The following is a 14949-nucleotide window of genomic DNA, read 5'->3' as shown; positions in this document are numbered from 1 at the left end:
TTGAGCCGAGAAAAGAGCCTCGTTTCTACGTATTCGGGGAGACATCGCCCTTACGGCTTGTAAAAATGTCCAAGGTTGACGTAGACACCTCGTTCAGCGGCAAAGCCGCCTACATGAAAATAGCAAAAACAAGTAACCTCAAATAGCATAAGCCTATGAGGTAGAGGGCGTAGTGCTGCGTCCAGCTGTGGTAGTTGCTGCGTAGACCGCTTGCTTGGTTCGGACTAATCCGATACTCGGCTTGTCGAGAGCAGTTAATGAGCAACAAAATTTATAAAGATATTTAACATATATTGCTAAGTTTGTTTATAAATACAGCATGCAGGTGGGAAGAACCATCATGTGGAATTAGAATACTATCAATGATTGACCTATAAAGCCAGTCCATGCAGAAATCAATGAATAATCGACCCCAGTCGGAATCGGATAATCATCCTCCCCTAATGATAAAAAGGAGCGGAAAAGCTATGCTTCAGAAAAAATATGTATTCCATACATTTGATGAGCTAGAAATTATTGTAGCCGAAATAACTTCCAGCGATGCTTATAAAAATGCAACCGGTATTCTTTTACAGCTCTATAATCCCAAAATTGATGTCGATGACGAAAGAATCATCGCGTATATTCATACCACTTGTGAAAAAGCCTGTCTCGCAGGTCTTACCAGCAGCAATATCGCAGATCAGGAATTTGACATCAAGGATAACCCGATTGAACTGAATGTCACTTATTTTCAAACCACAAGACTAATGGCCCTTGATTTTGACATGAATCAGGAAACTGGTTTTGTGGCAGGACGCATCGTTAATAACACGCTGGAAAACATCTATGATACCAGATGCATGCTGATCTGCTATTCCTGCAGCAGCGCCGTCATCAATACCTTCATCAACGAGTTCAGACATCATAAACTTACCCTCTTTGGCGCTAAGGCCGGGTGCAGCATAAGGGCATTGAATCCAGCACTGGTATATGGGCAAAATGCCCGGACAAACGGGATTACTGCTATTATATTTGCAGGAAAAGATCTGCGGCTGTATATGGACAACTGCCTTGGCTTTAAAGAAATCGGCTTGGAGATGCTCGTGACCAAAACAGAGGGCGATAATATCATAACCGAGATTGACCACCAGCCGGCTACCGAAGTTTATGCTAAGTATCTGAACGTAAAGCCAAACCAGTATTTTGTCCACAACGTATGTGAATTCCCCTTTATCTTTTCTCGAAATGGCTGTGCCCTTGCCCGCGTCCCTTTGGCCTATGGAGAGAATGGTTCTATCCATTTTACTGCCGATGTGGAAAAAGGAGAGAGATTTCGGCTTTCCTATGGAAATCCGGACAACCTTTTCAACATCATTGACCAATCAGTTCAGAACCTGAACAACTTCAGGCCCGAAGCCGTATTCTTATTTGAATGCGGAAACAGAGTTCGCTTCCTCAAAGATCAAGCCAGCCGCGAAACGGACAAATTTCGGGAGTATTCGCCAGAGTTGTCCGTAGCGGTAGGATATGCCGAACTGTTCTTCTCCCCTGCTGGCGGCATCTTAAACAGTGCATTGGTAGCTGTCGGCCTCACAGAAGACGCATCTTCCCAGGACGAGTTTCGCAGCTGCATAGCGGTTACCAAAGATAATACGAGCCCACAGAACGTGGAAAACGCAGTTATTCCCTTTATGGACAGGATTCTGCATTTCCTTGAGAAAACATCACTGGAACTTGAGCAGCTCAACAAGGAATTGGGAAAAATTGCTTACACCGACCGCCTTACGCGGATCTATAATCGTTGGGAGCTGGAGCACAAGATTACGGAGGCGATAAAACTCAGCGAAGACGATCACACACCAATTTCATTGATTTTTATGGATATCGATCATTTTAAGCACGTCAATGACACCTATGGCCATGATGTGGGCGATATGGTCCTGCAGGCCACTGTGAATTTAATCAAAGATAATCTACAGCCTCAACATGTTTTCGGACGCTGGGGTGGAGATGAATTCTTATATTTACTTCCAGACACGGACCTGGAAGAAGCCAAAGAATTTGCAGAAAAACTGCGCATGCAGGTGGAAGAGAACTGTTATGTAGTGGTACGGCATATAACGATGAGTTTTGGTGTTACCACTATCATCGAAAACGATGATATAAATACCTTTGTAAAAAGAGCTGACGAGGCGCTTTATATTGCTAAGAAAAACGGCCGAAATCGTGTGGTCAGTAAAACGACGGCATCGTGATCTGCAATCCCAATGTGCCCACCAGGCTGACAGCCAATATGGCCGATATTGAAACGGTCATTGCGGGAAATCAGAATCAAGCACAAAGCAAAAGCCTCTGCTGTCCCCTTAGGGGAAGGCAGAGGCCTTTGTTACAATGGAATCGCCTGTCAGATGATTATCCCCAACCATTTCCAATAAGTAGCTGCCATCAGCATGATCAAGCTGTAAGCAATGATGGTCAGGGGAATACCAGTCTTGATAAAGGTTCTGGCCTCAAAAGTTTCCGTGCCGAAGGCCACCATGTTTTGTGGTGCATTCACCGGCAGGATAAAGCCAAAACAGATTACATACTGCAGGATAAGAGTCATGCCCACCACATTGAGATGGGAATATTCCGCAGCCCCCTGCAGTACCGATATGACGATGGGAATCATGGCCGCAGCCAACGCTGTGGCACTGGCAAACCCCAGATGGATCACAATGAGGAAGAGTGCCAGAATGGCAATAATCATAAAGGATGAGGTGTAATAAAGGCCAAAAATGTTGACAATCACATGGGCAATCCAGGTGGCCGCCTTGGTGGACAACACCGCCGAGCCCAGACTGATCCCCACGCCGAAGAGCACCAGCGTGCCCCAGCCGATTTTCGCCTGCGCTTCCTTCCAGTTCATGATGCCAATGCCCGGCAGCATCATCAGGGTGATGGCCGCCATGGTGGTCGATGAGGTATCGAAGTTATGCAGGATCTTTTCCGTAGACCATAGGAAGAGCAGCAGGATGGAAATCCCCATCAGTTTCTTTTCGCTCAAAGTCATTGGCCCTAGTTCCCTCAATTCCCGGGCCACGGTCTCCTGACCGCCCTCAATCTCATCCATTTCCGGCGGTACCAGCTTCAGGAGCAGGAAGTAGAGCACCACGCTCATGATGGCCGCAAAAGGCGCCGCCGTGATGAACCAGTCCAGCCAGCTCACCGTGGTGCCCAGCTGCTTTTCGATAAACTCCAAAGCAATCATGTTCTGGGCCGCTGCTGTCTTGATGCCCACATTCCAGATGCTGTCAGCCTGAATCCACAAAGCCATATGCCCCCAGGCACAGGGCTGCTGCCATCAGGACGGCCGTCAGTGCCTTGGGCGCCTTGTTCAGGCAGGGGCAACGCCGCAGGATATTCTCCTTGAGATATTGCCAATGAAAGCCGATATGCATAGCCACCAGCAACAGGGACAGCGCCCCTAAGAATTTATGCCAGGGCTTCAGGAAAGGCAGCTCCAGCCCAAATTGCTTTGCAGCCAGCACTCCCGTAATGACCAGTGCCAGCCAGACCACCAGCAGAAGTACCGTCGTCCAGTCCCGCCAGTGCTTCTGCCGCTGCCAAAGGCCTGCCAGCCATTGCCAGTTCAGCCACAGATGCCCAAGGGTAAAGGCAAAAAATATCAGCCCGCCCCAAACATGATAATCTGCGGAAATGACATGGCGCTTGAACAAAGTCGTGAGGAAAACAAACAACCCGATATCCAGATAAAACCGCATCTTTCCTGCCATAAGCCCCACCTTTCACCTATACATTCCGACGTTTATACGAAAAAATTCGCTATCCGGACTTCAAGTCCTGCCATAAGCGGTCTTTTCCGGAAAATCAGCAACCAAAGACAGGGACTGCATTTCGCCCAAGGCAATCCGGATACGCCAGAAATCTTCCCAGGAACGGCCCTCTTCCCAGAGGCGGATAACCTTCAGCACACCGCCATGGCTGACCACCACCATATGGGCCTGCCGCTTATCAGCATATGCCCGCCACTTCTGCCAGGCCGCAATAACACGCTGGGAAAACTGCCGGAAGCTCTCCCCCTGCGGATAGCAGAAATTCTGCCAATCATCACAGAGCTGCTGGCAGGCAGCGGGGTCTTCTCGCTGCAAATCAGCAAAGTTGCGACCCTCCCAAGTGCCAAAGTCGATTTCCTCCCAGGCAGGTTCCAGAACGATCTTTCCCGGAAGCCCGGCCATGCGCTGCACAATCACGGCGGTTTCCCTGGCCCGCTGCAAGGGACTGGAAAGCAGCAGGATTTCCCGGGCCGGCTCTGCCTGCAATGCCATGCGCAAGGCTTCACCAGCCTGCATGGCCACCAGCCGGCCGGCAGAGGTCAGGGGGCAGTCCGTACGCCCATAGTAGCCGCCCCGCACATTGCCCACAGCCTCTCCATGGCGCAGCAAAAAGGCCTTCAACGCCGCTTTACCAGCCATGATAAGCGCCTATGCAGCAAAGGCCCAGGAAGACCATCTCGCTGAGTTCATCCCCTGCGCCCAGGGTGTCACCGGTCATGCCCCCCAATATTCCGGTGATATAGCGGCAGAACAATGGCTGAAAGGCCGCCGTCAGGGCGTAGGCTGCCAGCAGCCAGGCCTTGCCCGTCAAGCCAAAGACCAGCAGGCCCCCCAAAAGCACCGACAAAGCCACCCGTTTCCTGGAAACCTTGCCGATGAACAGATTGCCCAGCCCCTCCTCGCGGGCATAGCGGGAGAGCATCAGCAGGGGATTGCAGGCTCTGGCGGCCACCGGCATCAGCAAAACAGCCCAAGGAATAAAATCCTCAGGCAACATAGCAAGGCCGCTGTAACGGGCCAGAAACACCATAAGCAAGGCGCAGGCCCCATTCGTTCCCAAGCGGCTGTCCTTCATGATTTCCAGCATACGCTCCCGTTTGCGGCTGGAGTAAATGCCATCACAGGTGTCGGCCAGTCCATCCAGATGAAAGCCGCCGGTCAAAAAGAGATTAGCTCCCATAGCTGCCAGGATTCCGGCCATAGGCCCCGCCAGAAGATGGCCCGCTTCATAGGCCAAAGCGTTGATACTGCCGATGACCAGCCCCACCACCGGCAGCCAGACAACAGCCCTGGCCAGTATCCCCTCCGCAAAGGGAATCTGCCAGGGCAGAGGCAAGCGGGTAAAGAATTGTAACATCAAGACCAGTGAATGCAAGCACTTCATTTTGCGGCACCACAACCTTCCATCATCAGTTCGTCCATGGTTTTCATGTTATATACAGTATATAACATGGTGCGCAGCAGGGACAAGCCCAGGATAGCGCCGGTTCCCTCCCCCAGACGCAGCTCCGCCTGAATAGGCACCTCTTTAGGCGCTATACCGCTTTTTTTCAGGGCATAAAGCATCCCCGGTTCCTTGGACATATGGGTGGGGATGGCCAGACAGGAAACCTTCGGCTGGATTGTTGACGCACAGGCCAGGGCCACAGCCGTGATAAAGCCGTCCAGCATAAAGGGCAGTTTCTTTTCATAACAGGCCACCATGGCACCACAAAGGGCAGCAAGGTCAAAGCCCCCCACACAACGGATGATGCCCTGCGGGGCTTTCATCAGGGGAGCATAAAGCTTGCAGGCCGTCGCAATGACTTCCCGTTTCCGCAGGATGACCTCGGGATGCCCGGGATTGGCACCACAACCGGTGATTTCCACGAGACTTGCCCCGGTCAGGGCATGGAGCACCGCCGTGGAGGTGGTGGTATTGCCAATACCCATCTCCCCGAAGGACAGCAGGTTGCAGCCACCTATTACCGCCCGCTGCACCATTTCGGCGCCAGCATCATAAGCCTGCCAGAATTCCCGCTCCGTCATGGCGGGCTGGTGCAGGAAGTTCTTCGTGCCCCGGGCCACTTTGCGGTCAAGGCCCACGGCGTCCTCGCTGTTGATGCCCACATCCACCACGGTATAGGGCACCTGCTGGCACTTGCAAAAGCAGCTGATGGCCGCACCCCCGGCCACCATATTGCTGGCCTGCAGGTAGGTGATCTCCTGCTCCTGCCGCACCACCCCTGCCGTCACAATACCATTATCGGCGGCAAAGATAAAATGATGGGGCCTGATTTCCGGATAAAATTCCGGCCAGGCCATAAATAATTTCTGCACCTGCTGTTCCAGCAGTCCCAGGCTTCCCGGCGGGATAGCCATGCTGGCTGTGATGCGCTCTGCTTCTCCCTGCATCATATCTTCAATTCCACCCCGCTTTTCTTTTCCCGCATGAGCACTTCCGTCAGATGCACCACCTGTGCGCCGGCCTCCAAGGGCGGTATGCCCTGCTGATAGATATTGGATACCACCGTGCGCTGGGATTCCGGCTTCTGGCTGCTGGCCTTGTAGGCCATATAGACGCTCATGCTCTCGCCTGTGGCCAGTCCCGGCCGCTCCCCGATGAGCTGAATGGTGACCGTGGCCCCCAAAGCCTCGCTGATCTTGTCCATGGTGGCTACCCGGCTGTAACGCACGAAAATCGGCGTGCCTACGCGATAGCCCTTTTCGGCAAAGCCATCCATCATGATGGCGTAGATATCCTTGAGATTGGCATTGATGGCAAAACCGCTGAGGCCATCCGCCACCACAATCTGCACATCAGGATCATGGATGCAGTCCCGTTTCATGGCTTCCATGGTTTCCGAAGAGAATACGCGCCCCCTATCCGGCCGCCGCACGTATTCCTCCTTGTCCTGCACCAAGGTCTGAACCTTATAGAAGCCCATTTCATCAATCAGTGTCTCGTCGATATCCGTCCAGATGGCATCCTGAGCAATGGCATGGTCCGCCCGGAATTTCAGCAGCGTTTCCGTCTTATAGCGGTCCCCAGCCCGGCCAACACCCAAACGGGCATTGGTGCTTTTCTTCAGCCGCTTCACCATCTCCAGACTTTGGGGACTTTCGATGAGTATCTTGTCCTTGATTTCCGGCTGGGAAATATCCCGGACAAATCCTGCTTCTTCCTTCTCCCTCATACGGCGATACCTCCTGCCAATTTTTTATCCAAAGCATAGAACAGGGACGGATCTCCGGCAATCTCCGTCAGATGCCCCTGCTCGTCAAAAATCCCCAGTTCCTGCATGCGCCGGGCAAATTCCGCAATGGGCCGCTTGCCTGTGATGCGCCGCAAAGCTGCCACATCATGATAACTGGTGGTCTGATACATCAGCATCACGTCATCCCCGCCAGGAATGCCCATGATGTAGTTGCAGTCCGCCATCGCCAGCATCATGGCCAGATTTTCCAGATCATTCTGGTCAGCCCGCATGTGATTGGTGTAACAGACATCACAGCCCATGGGAATCCCCGTCAATTTCCCCATGAAGTGGTCCTCAAGGCCCGCCCGGATCATCTGGCGGCCATCATAGAGATATTCGGGGCCGATAAAACCCACCACCGTATTGACCAAAAAGGGATGATAGCGCTTGGCAAAGGCATAGCAGCGCGCCTCCATCACCAGCTGGTCGGCACCATGATGGCCGTCAGACGACAGCTCCGAGCCTTGCCCTGTCTCGAAATACATGAAGTTTGGCCCCGCAGAACTCTTTTTCTCCTGCATGATGGCATAGGCCTCATCCATCAGCGCCACATTGATGCCGAAAGCCCGGCTGGCCACCTCGGAACCCGCCAGGCTCTGGAACATCAGGTCCATAGGGGCCAGATCCTTTTCCAGCACCTTCATCTGGGTGGTCACATGAGCCAATACACAATTCTGGGTGGGCAGCTGCCATTTTTCCATGAATGCCTTGAACTCCTTCAGGACATCGGCCACGCTGTCGAGGGTATCCACGGCCGGATTCAGGCCGATGACGGCGTCCCCCACGCCGTAGCTGATGCCTTCCAGCACCGAGGCCATGATACCGGCGGGATTATCCGTGGCATGATTGGGCTGCAAGCGTGAAGACAGGGTGCCCGGCCGGCCGATGGTGGTGTTGCAGGTAGCTTCTACATGCATTTTCCTGGCAGCATAGACCATGTCCATATTGGACATGAGCTTGGTGACCGCAGCCACCATCTCCGCCGTAAGGCCTGGCCGAATCGCAGCAATCTCTGCCTCCGTGGCGCCCAGCAAAAACTCCCGAAAATCCCCCACGGTATAGCCCTTTATCTTCTGATAGGCAATATCTTCCACCGCATTCTGGTCAGCTCTGGTGATATCGTCTTCCTCATAGGGCACCACGGGATTTTCCCGCAGCTCCTGCAAGGTCATCTCTGCCAGCACCACCTTAGCAGCCACCCGCTCCACATTGCCGCTGGCGGCAATACCGGCCAGCATATCGCCGGATTTTTCTTCATTGGCTTTGGCCAGCACATCCTTCACATCCCGGAAGGCATAAGTCCGGCCAAAGAGATTCGTCTTTAATTTCATTTTGCGTTCCTACCTTCAACTCTTGAAAATCAGCGTTTTCACCACCACTGGCACCGTGCCGGCCACTGGCCTGCCCACATCGATATAATCCCCGGGCAGGGCCCGGATGCGGTCCAGACAAATGATCTGCCGCCCCTTGCCCAGGCGCTGCATCAGCAGGCCCAAGGCCTTGGCCAGATCCTGCTCCATAATGACCAGCAGGATATTGTCCTCCCCCGCCGTCATTTCCACCAGAGAGCGGGCCAATGCATTCAGCTCTGTATAGCCGCCATTGCCGGGACCAGCCATGGCAATGGCTGTCTGCTGGCTGGCAGGATAGATATCCCGTTTCAGCCGATATTCAGCAGCAAGTTTCTCCGTCCGTTCCGGATGGTCCAGCCGGATTACGGGAATATCCTGCAGGGGAGCCAACTCCTCTGCCATCATCACGGTGCTGCCGCTCAGGTGCACAGCGTAGCTGCCAGCCCCGATAACCGTAGCCCGGATGCGCTCCCGGGGCGTCAGGAAACGGACTTCCGGATTATCCGCAAAAGCGCGCCGGAAGGCCGCTCCCACCAAAGGGCCAATATCTCCATGGCGCAGGACATCTGCCCAGCAGTCTTCCTGCACCGTCTTTCCATAGATATATTCAGCCACCCCGCCAGAGAACATCACCGCAGGCATTTTCCCCCATCGTTTGCCATGCCCCAGGAACAGTCCCCTTTCCCCCATTGACAGAGGCCGTTCCAAACAGATACGCAGGCAGATATCGGCAAAACGCCGGGCCAGCATTTTCAGAGCCTTCAGGTCAGCGATTTCCCCTTCGCATAACCCAAATTCTTCGGCCAGAGGCTGAATCCGCGGGGATATATACAGAACCTGATGATTTTCTGACAATCGCACCAGCCTTCCCCCGATATCCAGCGCAAAGGCATCCTGCAATTCCCCTCCAAGAAACACCGCTACGTTCGTAGTGCCACCGCCAATATCGAAATTCGCCACCGGAAAGGGGCAACGCTCAGACCAGGCAGCAGCCCCGGCACCATAACCGGCCAATACGGATTCCAAATCGGGGCCGGCGGTTGCCACCACAAAATCCCCGGCAACAGCAGATAATCGCTCCACTGCCAGCCGGGCATTTTCCTTGCGGGAACTCTCCCCAGTGATGATGACGGCACCGGTGGCAATATCTTCCCGGCGGAGATGAGCTTTCTCATACTCCGCCAGCAGGATATGGTCCAACGCCTCTTCATCGATATTGCCATCCGCACACAAGGGCGTGAAATGAATGGGACTTTTATAGATGACTTCCTTTTTGGCGATGCGCACATTGGGCACCGCCGTATAGGAACTGTTTTCCAACTGCAAGCGGCTAAAAATCACTTGCGAAGTGGTCGTGCCGATATCAATGCCGGCACTGATGATTTCCTCCGCCATGATCAGCCTTCCTCATCGAGTTCGTCCAGCACGCCGAATTCTTCCTCGAAGGGACGGATATGCTTATTGCCGTAAAGGAAGTAGTACGCAATGGAAACAGCATAAATGCCAACTACATAGGGCAATACTTCACTGGAAGCCATCAGCAGGCTCACCAGGCAGAAGATTGCCATGATCACGCTGATGACCGGAATGAGCATGCTGGGCACACGGAAGGGGCGCTTCAATGCCGGCTCCTTATGGCGCAGGATCAGGAAGGAAACCAGGCTGGTCAGATACATGACCACAGAGCCATAACAGGCAATGGTGATGACCAAATCCGTAAGGCCAGTCAATGCCGTAAAGAGACAGACAATGCCGGGCAAGACCAGGGCCCAGACTGGCGTATGATGCTTTTCGTCCAGACGGGCCAGGAATTTGGGCAGATAACCCGTGCGGGCCATGGCATAGGTCTGGCGGGAATAGCCCACGATAATGCCATGCAGGGAGGCCACCAGACCGAACAACCCAATACCGCTCATCAGAAGCACCGGCAGGGAACCTTCACCATAAGCAGCACGCAAGGCCAACGGCAGCGGAAAGTCCACGGCAGAAACGGCATCAATGTCAGCAATGCCCGCCGTCAAAAACAAAGTCAATACCGCCATGACCAGCAGCGTGGCCATACCGCTCAGGAACCCTTTGGGAATATCCCGCTGCGGGTCCACCATCTCCTCGGCACTCATGGCACCACCTTCAATAGCCAGGAAAAACCAGATAGCAAAGGGCACCGCCGCCATCAGCCCATCAAAGCCATGAGGGAGAAGCGGCATTTCCATCACCCGGGCTGCATCAAAATGCGGTGCCGCCAGCCCCCAGTAAATCATGAGGCCCAACAGCGCAATGACCGTCACCGCCAATTCAAAGGTGGCCGAGGTCTTCATGCCCAGATAATTCAGGAAAATAAAGAAGAAGAATGCCGCTACCGTAGCTGCCATGGGGTCAATAGCCGGCAGCAGGGCATGGACATAACCGCCTACCGCCAACGCAATGGCCGGCGGGGCAAAGACGAACTCAATCAGGCAGCTGATGCCATTCAGGTAGCCGCCGAACTTCCCCATAGCCCGGCGGGCATAAGCTGACGGGCCGCCAGCATGCGGGATTGCTGTCGCCAGTTCTGAATAGGACAGGATAAACGTCACATAGAAAATCGTTACCGGGATCAACGCCAGAGCGAGCCCCATAACGCCGCCAGCCGCAAAGCCGTAACTCCAGCCAAAGTAATTCCCCGAAATGACCAGCCCAACCGCCAACGCCCATAAGTGGATGGGCTTCAGCACCCTGGTCAGATTCTCTTCCCGTTTCACATCCCCCGATGGCGAAACGGCCATTGTTCCATGATTCATGCTCATACCTATTCCTCCTATTACAAAAAGCCAGTCTGTCCGGCGGGTTTCCCCACCAAACAAACTGGCTCCGTTGCCTGAAGTATCGATTATCTGCTATTCATCATCAAACAAAAAAGCGCCTGCAAGAGACCGGGCCCAGCCTCTTCACAAGCGCCATTGCTATCTGAATGATGAGGTAAGTATACCATATAAGAATACGCGTTGTCAATAAATTTCCCGCACTGCCTCCTATCCCCTGCTAAAAACAAAGGCACCAAACGACGTTGGTGCCTGAAATTGTCTTCACTTCTCAGCCTACTAATTCATAGCCAGCTTCCGTGATGACCTGCGCGAATTCCGTCCGGGGAATATCCCGTTCCGTCGTCACGGTCGCCGTGCCTGTTTCCAGATTCACTTCCACAGACGTAACCCCTGCCATTTTCGACAGGGCATCATTTACATGCTTCTGGCAATGGGCACACATCATGCCTTCAATTTTGAGTTCTTTCTGCATAGTTTTTTCATCCTTTCTGACAGTTTCCTGTCCATCCTGAATATCTTCTCTATCTGCAGCCCTGTCCGCTGGCGGCGTAATTGAGAAGGTCTTAAATGACCGCAGCCGCAAAGCATTCAGGACAACACATACACTGGACAAACTCATGGCTGCTGCACCAATCATGGGGGAAAGTTTAATGCCAAAGGCGGGGTACAGAAGACCTGCTGCCAAGGGAATCCCAATGATGTTATAGATAAAGGCCCAGAAGAGATTTTCCTTGATATTGCGGATCACCGCCTGGGACAGCTTTATCGCACTTACCGCATCCAGCAAATTGCTGCGAATAAGCACCGCATCGGCACTGTCTATGGCTACATCCGTACCGGCACCGATGGCAATGCCGATATCAGCCCGGGTTAATGCCGGGGCATCGTTGATGCCGTCACCAATCATGGCTACCTTATGCCCCTGAGCCTGCAAGTCTGCAATATGCGACTCTTTGGCAGCAGGAAGCACCCCCGCAATGGCGCGGGTAATTCCCAGACGACGCCGTACTGCCTCAGCCGTACGCTCGTTATCTCCGGTCAGCATGATAACCTCCAGCCCCATAGCCGTCAGTTGCTTTATCGCTTCTACGCTGGATTCCTTCTCCTTATCAGCAGCAGCAATAATGCCGATAATTGTTTTGCCTTTGGCAAATAACAAAGGGGTCTTGCCTTCTGCAGCCAACCGTTTTAAATCCTGCCGATATGCTACTATATCCACGCCCTGTTCCTGCATAAAGGCCTCGCTTCCGGCAAGGCAAAGTTCCCCTTGTACCTTCCCTTTCAGCCCCAAGCCAGGCACCGCCTGAAAATCATGGACTGCCGCTGGTTGTATGGCTTTTTCCCTGGCAAAAGCCAGCACCGCTTCAGCAAGGGGATGTTCGCTACTGTTTTCCAGCCCGGCCGCCAAGGCCAGGAATTCTGCTTCCGGCATGGACAAGGCCAGCAAATCAGTAACTTGAGGCCTGCCCTCCGTAATAGTACCTGTCTTATCCAGCACCACGGTATCCACCGCCTGGGCAATTTCCAAAGCCTCACCGGATTTGATGAGGATGCCATTTTCTGCGCCTTTGCCAGTGCCTACCATAATAGCTACCGGTGTAGCCAGTCCCAAGGCACAGGGACAGGAAATGACCAGTATGGATATGGCAATGGAAAAAGCAAATTCCACGCTCTCTCCCATGGCCAGCCATACACCGCCTGCTGTCAAAGCGATAAGAATGACGACCGGAACAAAAATGCCCGCAATGCGGTCCGCCAGTCTGGCCATAGGCGCCTTGCTGGCACTGGCTTCATCCACCAGCCGGATAATCTGGCTGATGGCCGTATTCTCGCCTACTTTATCTGCCCGGAAGTGGATAGCTCCCGCTTTATTCAACGTAGCAGCAGTCACTTGGTCCCCCGGTTTTTTGAACACCGGCAGGCTTTCGCCTGTAAGGGCCGATTCATCCACGCTGGTCTGACCGGAAAGAACCGTGCCGTCTGCCGGCAGGCGCTCGCCGGGGCGCACGATGATTTCATCACCTGCTACCAGTTCCTCCACTGGCAAAGAAATCTCCTGCCCATCCCGCAGGACAGAAGCCTTTTGGGGAGCCAGTTCCATAAGTCTGGCCAAGGCTTCACCAGTTTTGCCCTTGGCTCTGGCTTCCAGAAACTTGCCCACGGTAATCAAGGTGACAATCATGCCTGCCGATTCAAAATAAAGGTTGCGGCTGTATTCTGTGACCAAAGCCAAATCGCTATGTCCCAGTCCCCAGCCCATGCGGAATACGGCAAAGGCACCGAAGAGTGCGGCCGCCATAGAGCCCATGCCCACAAGGCTGTCCATATTGGGCGCTCCCTGAAAGAGATTGCGGAAGCCGTTGATATAATACTTCCGGTTGAGGTACATGATGGGCAGTATCAGGAGAAACTGGGCAAACGAAAAGGTAATGGCATTTTCCGGCCCGGCAAATAGTTCCTGCAGGAAATCCGGCACCGGCAGACCCAGCCAGCCAAAAATCATCTGATGCATGGCGATGAACATCACCGGCAAGAGAAATACCACGGACCAAAGCAGACGCTTTCTCATTGCTGCTGCTTCCTTTTCTAAAGGAACGGTTTCCCTTTGCCCTGCCGGTTCGGCTTTTACGCCTTTAACACTTGCGCCATAGCCTGCCTGTTCTACCGCTTGAATGATCTGCTCCGGATTGAGCATAGCTTCATCATAGGAAAGCTGCATACTATTGGTCAGGAGATTGACACTGACCTCAGTTGTTCCCTTTAGCTTTGTGACAGCCTTCTCCACCCGTGCGGAACAGGCGGAACAGGTCATGCCGGTGATGTCAAATCGTTCTTTTCTCATAAGTCACACCACCTGTCAATGTACCATTTTTCCCAGAAGTGTTATTAGTTCATCTACCACCTTATCATCGCCTTCGCGAATATCATGAACCACGCAGCTATGGATATGCTGCGCCAGGAGTTCCTTGTTGAATGCTCCCAATGCCGCCTGGATAGCACTGACCTGGGTCATGATATCCACACAATAACGGTCATCTTCCACCATACGGCGGATACCACGCACCTGCCCCTCAATACGGTTCAGGCGGGATATCAGCCCTTTATATTCCTTGCCATCTTTATCGCGATGTTTATGTTTCACTTCTGCACAACAACATTTTTCCATAGGTACCTCCTCGTGAATAAAATATACCCCTTATAGGTATGTATATTATACCTATAAGGGGTATATGTCAAGAAGGCATTCCCGTATAAATCTGTATCCTTACCATACGCGCGTGAACGTACCCCCGTCTATAGAGGCGGGAGCTTCCTGCTTCAACGAGAACAGCACTGCATACTCCGAAGAGTTGCGGCGACTTACACTCTCTCCACAGGCGTAGATTCCCGTGCGACCCACGGTATTTTATGAGTTACGTTAGGCAGATATTCGCCTAGCTTCTTCTCGAATGTTTATTGCGGCGTTCTTGTCACGGTTATGGTGACTACCACACTTAGGGCAATCCCACTCCCGCACTGATAAGTCTCTGGTTTCATTATTTTGGTAGCCGCAAATATGGCACATCTGGCTGCTGGGATACCATTTGTCTATCTTGACAAGCTGTTTCCCTTGCCATGCAAGTTTATATTCCAGCATATTCGTGAACATATTCCAGCCATTGTCTGCTACGGATTTACCAAAGCTGAACTTGCCACCTTTCTTGCGTTTTGCCATGGCTTTGACGCTGATATCCTC

General features: G+C 53.0%; 12 protein-coding genes and 1 pseudogene. 1 reads left to right on the top strand and 12 read right to left on the bottom strand.

Translation table 11 applies throughout. The annotated features are described in order from the left end of the window. The first annotated feature begins 467 nt into the window (after nucleotides 1-467). A complete protein-coding gene (locus BUB68_RS14230; RefSeq protein ID WP_073092805.1) occupies nucleotides 468-2237 on the top strand; it encodes a sensor domain-containing diguanylate cyclase in 1770 nt (589 codons plus the stop codon). A gap of 149 nt (nucleotides 2238-2386) precedes the next feature. On the opposite strand, the pseudogene BUB68_RS14225 reads toward BUB68_RS14230, so the two are convergent. From BUB68_RS14225 to BUB68_RS14170, 12 genes and pseudogenes are all read right to left on the bottom strand, one after another. After that, nucleotides 2387-3283 (bottom strand): annotated as a pseudogene (locus BUB68_RS14225) (SLC13 family permease); the annotation flags it as partial. Continuing rightward, a complete protein-coding gene (locus BUB68_RS14220; protein ID WP_256625995.1) occupies nucleotides 3276-3746 on the bottom strand; it encodes a DUF4405 domain-containing protein in 471 nt (156 codons plus the stop codon). The gene BUB68_RS14220 and the pseudogene BUB68_RS14225, both read right to left, overlap by 8 nt. Before the next feature lie 72 nt (nucleotides 3747-3818). Then, a complete protein-coding gene (locus tag BUB68_RS14215) occupies nucleotides 3819-4457 on the bottom strand; it encodes a histidine phosphatase family protein (protein ID WP_073092800.1) in 639 nt (212 codons plus the stop codon). After that, a complete protein-coding gene (gene cobS, locus BUB68_RS14210; RefSeq protein ID WP_073092797.1) occupies nucleotides 4447-5202 on the bottom strand; it encodes an adenosylcobinamide-GDP ribazoletransferase in 756 nt (251 codons plus the stop codon). Before cobS ends, BUB68_RS14215 begins: the two co-directional genes overlap by 11 nt. Then, the gene (locus tag BUB68_RS14205; RefSeq protein ID WP_073092795.1) at nucleotides 5199-6215 is read right to left on the bottom strand and encodes a nicotinate-nucleotide--dimethylbenzimidazole phosphoribosyltransferase; all 1017 of its coding nucleotides are present in this window, start codon (nucleotides 6213-6215) and stop codon (nucleotides 5199-5201) included. Before BUB68_RS14205 ends, cobS begins: the two co-directional genes overlap by 4 nt. Continuing rightward, complete coding sequence (eutC, locus tag BUB68_RS14200) at nucleotides 6212-6994, bottom strand: ethanolamine ammonia-lyase subunit EutC (protein ID WP_073092793.1); 783 nt, start codon at nucleotides 6992-6994, stop codon at nucleotides 6212-6214. Before eutC ends, BUB68_RS14205 begins: the two co-directional genes overlap by 4 nt. Continuing rightward, nucleotides 6991-8388: an ethanolamine ammonia-lyase subunit EutB gene (locus tag BUB68_RS14195; RefSeq protein ID WP_073092790.1), complete on the bottom strand. Its 1398-nt coding sequence runs from the start codon at nucleotides 8386-8388 to the stop codon at nucleotides 6991-6993. The genes eutC and BUB68_RS14195 overlap by 4 nt, the downstream gene beginning before the upstream one ends. A 15-nt stretch (nucleotides 8389-8403) precedes the next feature. After that, nucleotides 8404-9804 carry an ethanolamine ammonia-lyase reactivating factor EutA gene (locus BUB68_RS14190; protein ID WP_073092788.1) on the bottom strand — a complete coding sequence of 467 codons (1401 nt, stop codon included), beginning with the start codon at nucleotides 9802-9804 and terminating at the stop codon, nucleotides 8404-8406. Nucleotides 9805-9806: 2 nt separating this feature from the next. Further along, nucleotides 9807-11195, bottom strand: coding sequence for an ethanolamine permease (eat, locus tag BUB68_RS14185; protein WP_178139551.1), 1389 nt, complete (start codon nucleotides 11193-11195; stop codon nucleotides 9807-9809). 286 nt (nucleotides 11196-11481) lie between these two features. Further along, entirely contained in the window at nucleotides 11482-14055 is a 2574-nt protein-coding gene (locus BUB68_RS14180; protein ID WP_073092785.1) for a heavy metal translocating P-type ATPase, read from the bottom strand. A 15-nt stretch (nucleotides 14056-14070) separates the two neighbouring features. Beyond that, on the bottom strand, nucleotides 14071-14379 hold the full coding sequence (locus BUB68_RS14175) for a metal-sensing transcriptional repressor (RefSeq protein WP_073092783.1): 309 nt from the start codon (nucleotides 14377-14379) through the stop codon (nucleotides 14071-14073). Nucleotides 14380-14631: 252 nt separating this feature from the next. Continuing rightward, on the bottom strand, nucleotides 14632-14949 hold a 318-nt coding region (locus BUB68_RS14170), incomplete at its 5' end, for an RNA-guided endonuclease TnpB family protein (protein ID WP_178139550.1).

The organism is Pseudoselenomonas ruminantium (assembly GCF_900142515.1).
GTDB lineage: Bacteria > Bacillota > Negativicutes > Selenomonadales > Selenomonadaceae > Selenomonas_A > Selenomonas_A ruminantium_D.
The sequence above is the reverse complement of the archived record's forward strand: the minus strand, read 5'-3'. Positions and strand labels throughout refer to the sequence as shown.

What these genes read in the sequence shown, in the direction of transcription:
- BUB68_RS14220 (WP_256625995.1), bottom strand. Translation starts at nt 3,746, where the DNA reads ATGCGGTTTTATCTGGATATCGGGTTGTTTGTTTTCCTCACGACTTTG.
- BUB68_RS14175 (WP_073092783.1), bottom strand. Translation starts at nt 14,379, where the DNA reads ATGGAAAAATGTTGTTGTGCAGAAGTGAAACATAAACATCGCGATAAA.
- BUB68_RS14195 (WP_073092790.1), bottom strand. Translation starts at nt 8,388, where the DNA reads ATGAAATTAAAGACGAATCTCTTTGGCCGGACTTATGCCTTCCGGGAT.
- BUB68_RS14215 (WP_073092800.1), bottom strand. Translation starts at nt 4,457, where the DNA reads ATGGCTGGTAAAGCGGCGTTGAAGGCCTTTTTGCTGCGCCATGGAGAG.
- eat (WP_178139551.1), bottom strand. Translation starts at nt 11,195, where the DNA reads ATGAGCATGAATCATGGAACAATGGCCGTTTCGCCATCGGGGGATGTG.
- BUB68_RS14180 (WP_073092785.1), bottom strand. Translation starts at nt 14,055, where the DNA reads ATGAGAAAAGAACGATTTGACATCACCGGCATGACCTGTTCCGCCTGT.
- BUB68_RS14190 (WP_073092788.1), bottom strand. Translation starts at nt 9,804, where the DNA reads ATGGCGGAGGAAATCATCAGTGCCGGCATTGATATCGGCACGACCACT.
- eutC (WP_073092793.1), bottom strand. Translation starts at nt 6,994, where the DNA reads ATGAGGGAGAAGGAAGAAGCAGGATTTGTCCGGGATATTTCCCAGCCG.
- BUB68_RS14205 (WP_073092795.1), bottom strand. Translation starts at nt 6,215, where the DNA reads ATGATGCAGGGAGAAGCAGAGCGCATCACAGCCAGCATGGCTATCCCG.
- BUB68_RS14230 (WP_073092805.1), top strand. Translation starts at nt 468, where the DNA reads ATGCTTCAGAAAAAATATGTATTCCATACATTTGATGAGCTAGAAATT.
- cobS (WP_073092797.1), bottom strand. Translation starts at nt 5,202, where the DNA reads ATGAAGTGCTTGCATTCACTGGTCTTGATGTTACAATTCTTTACCCGC.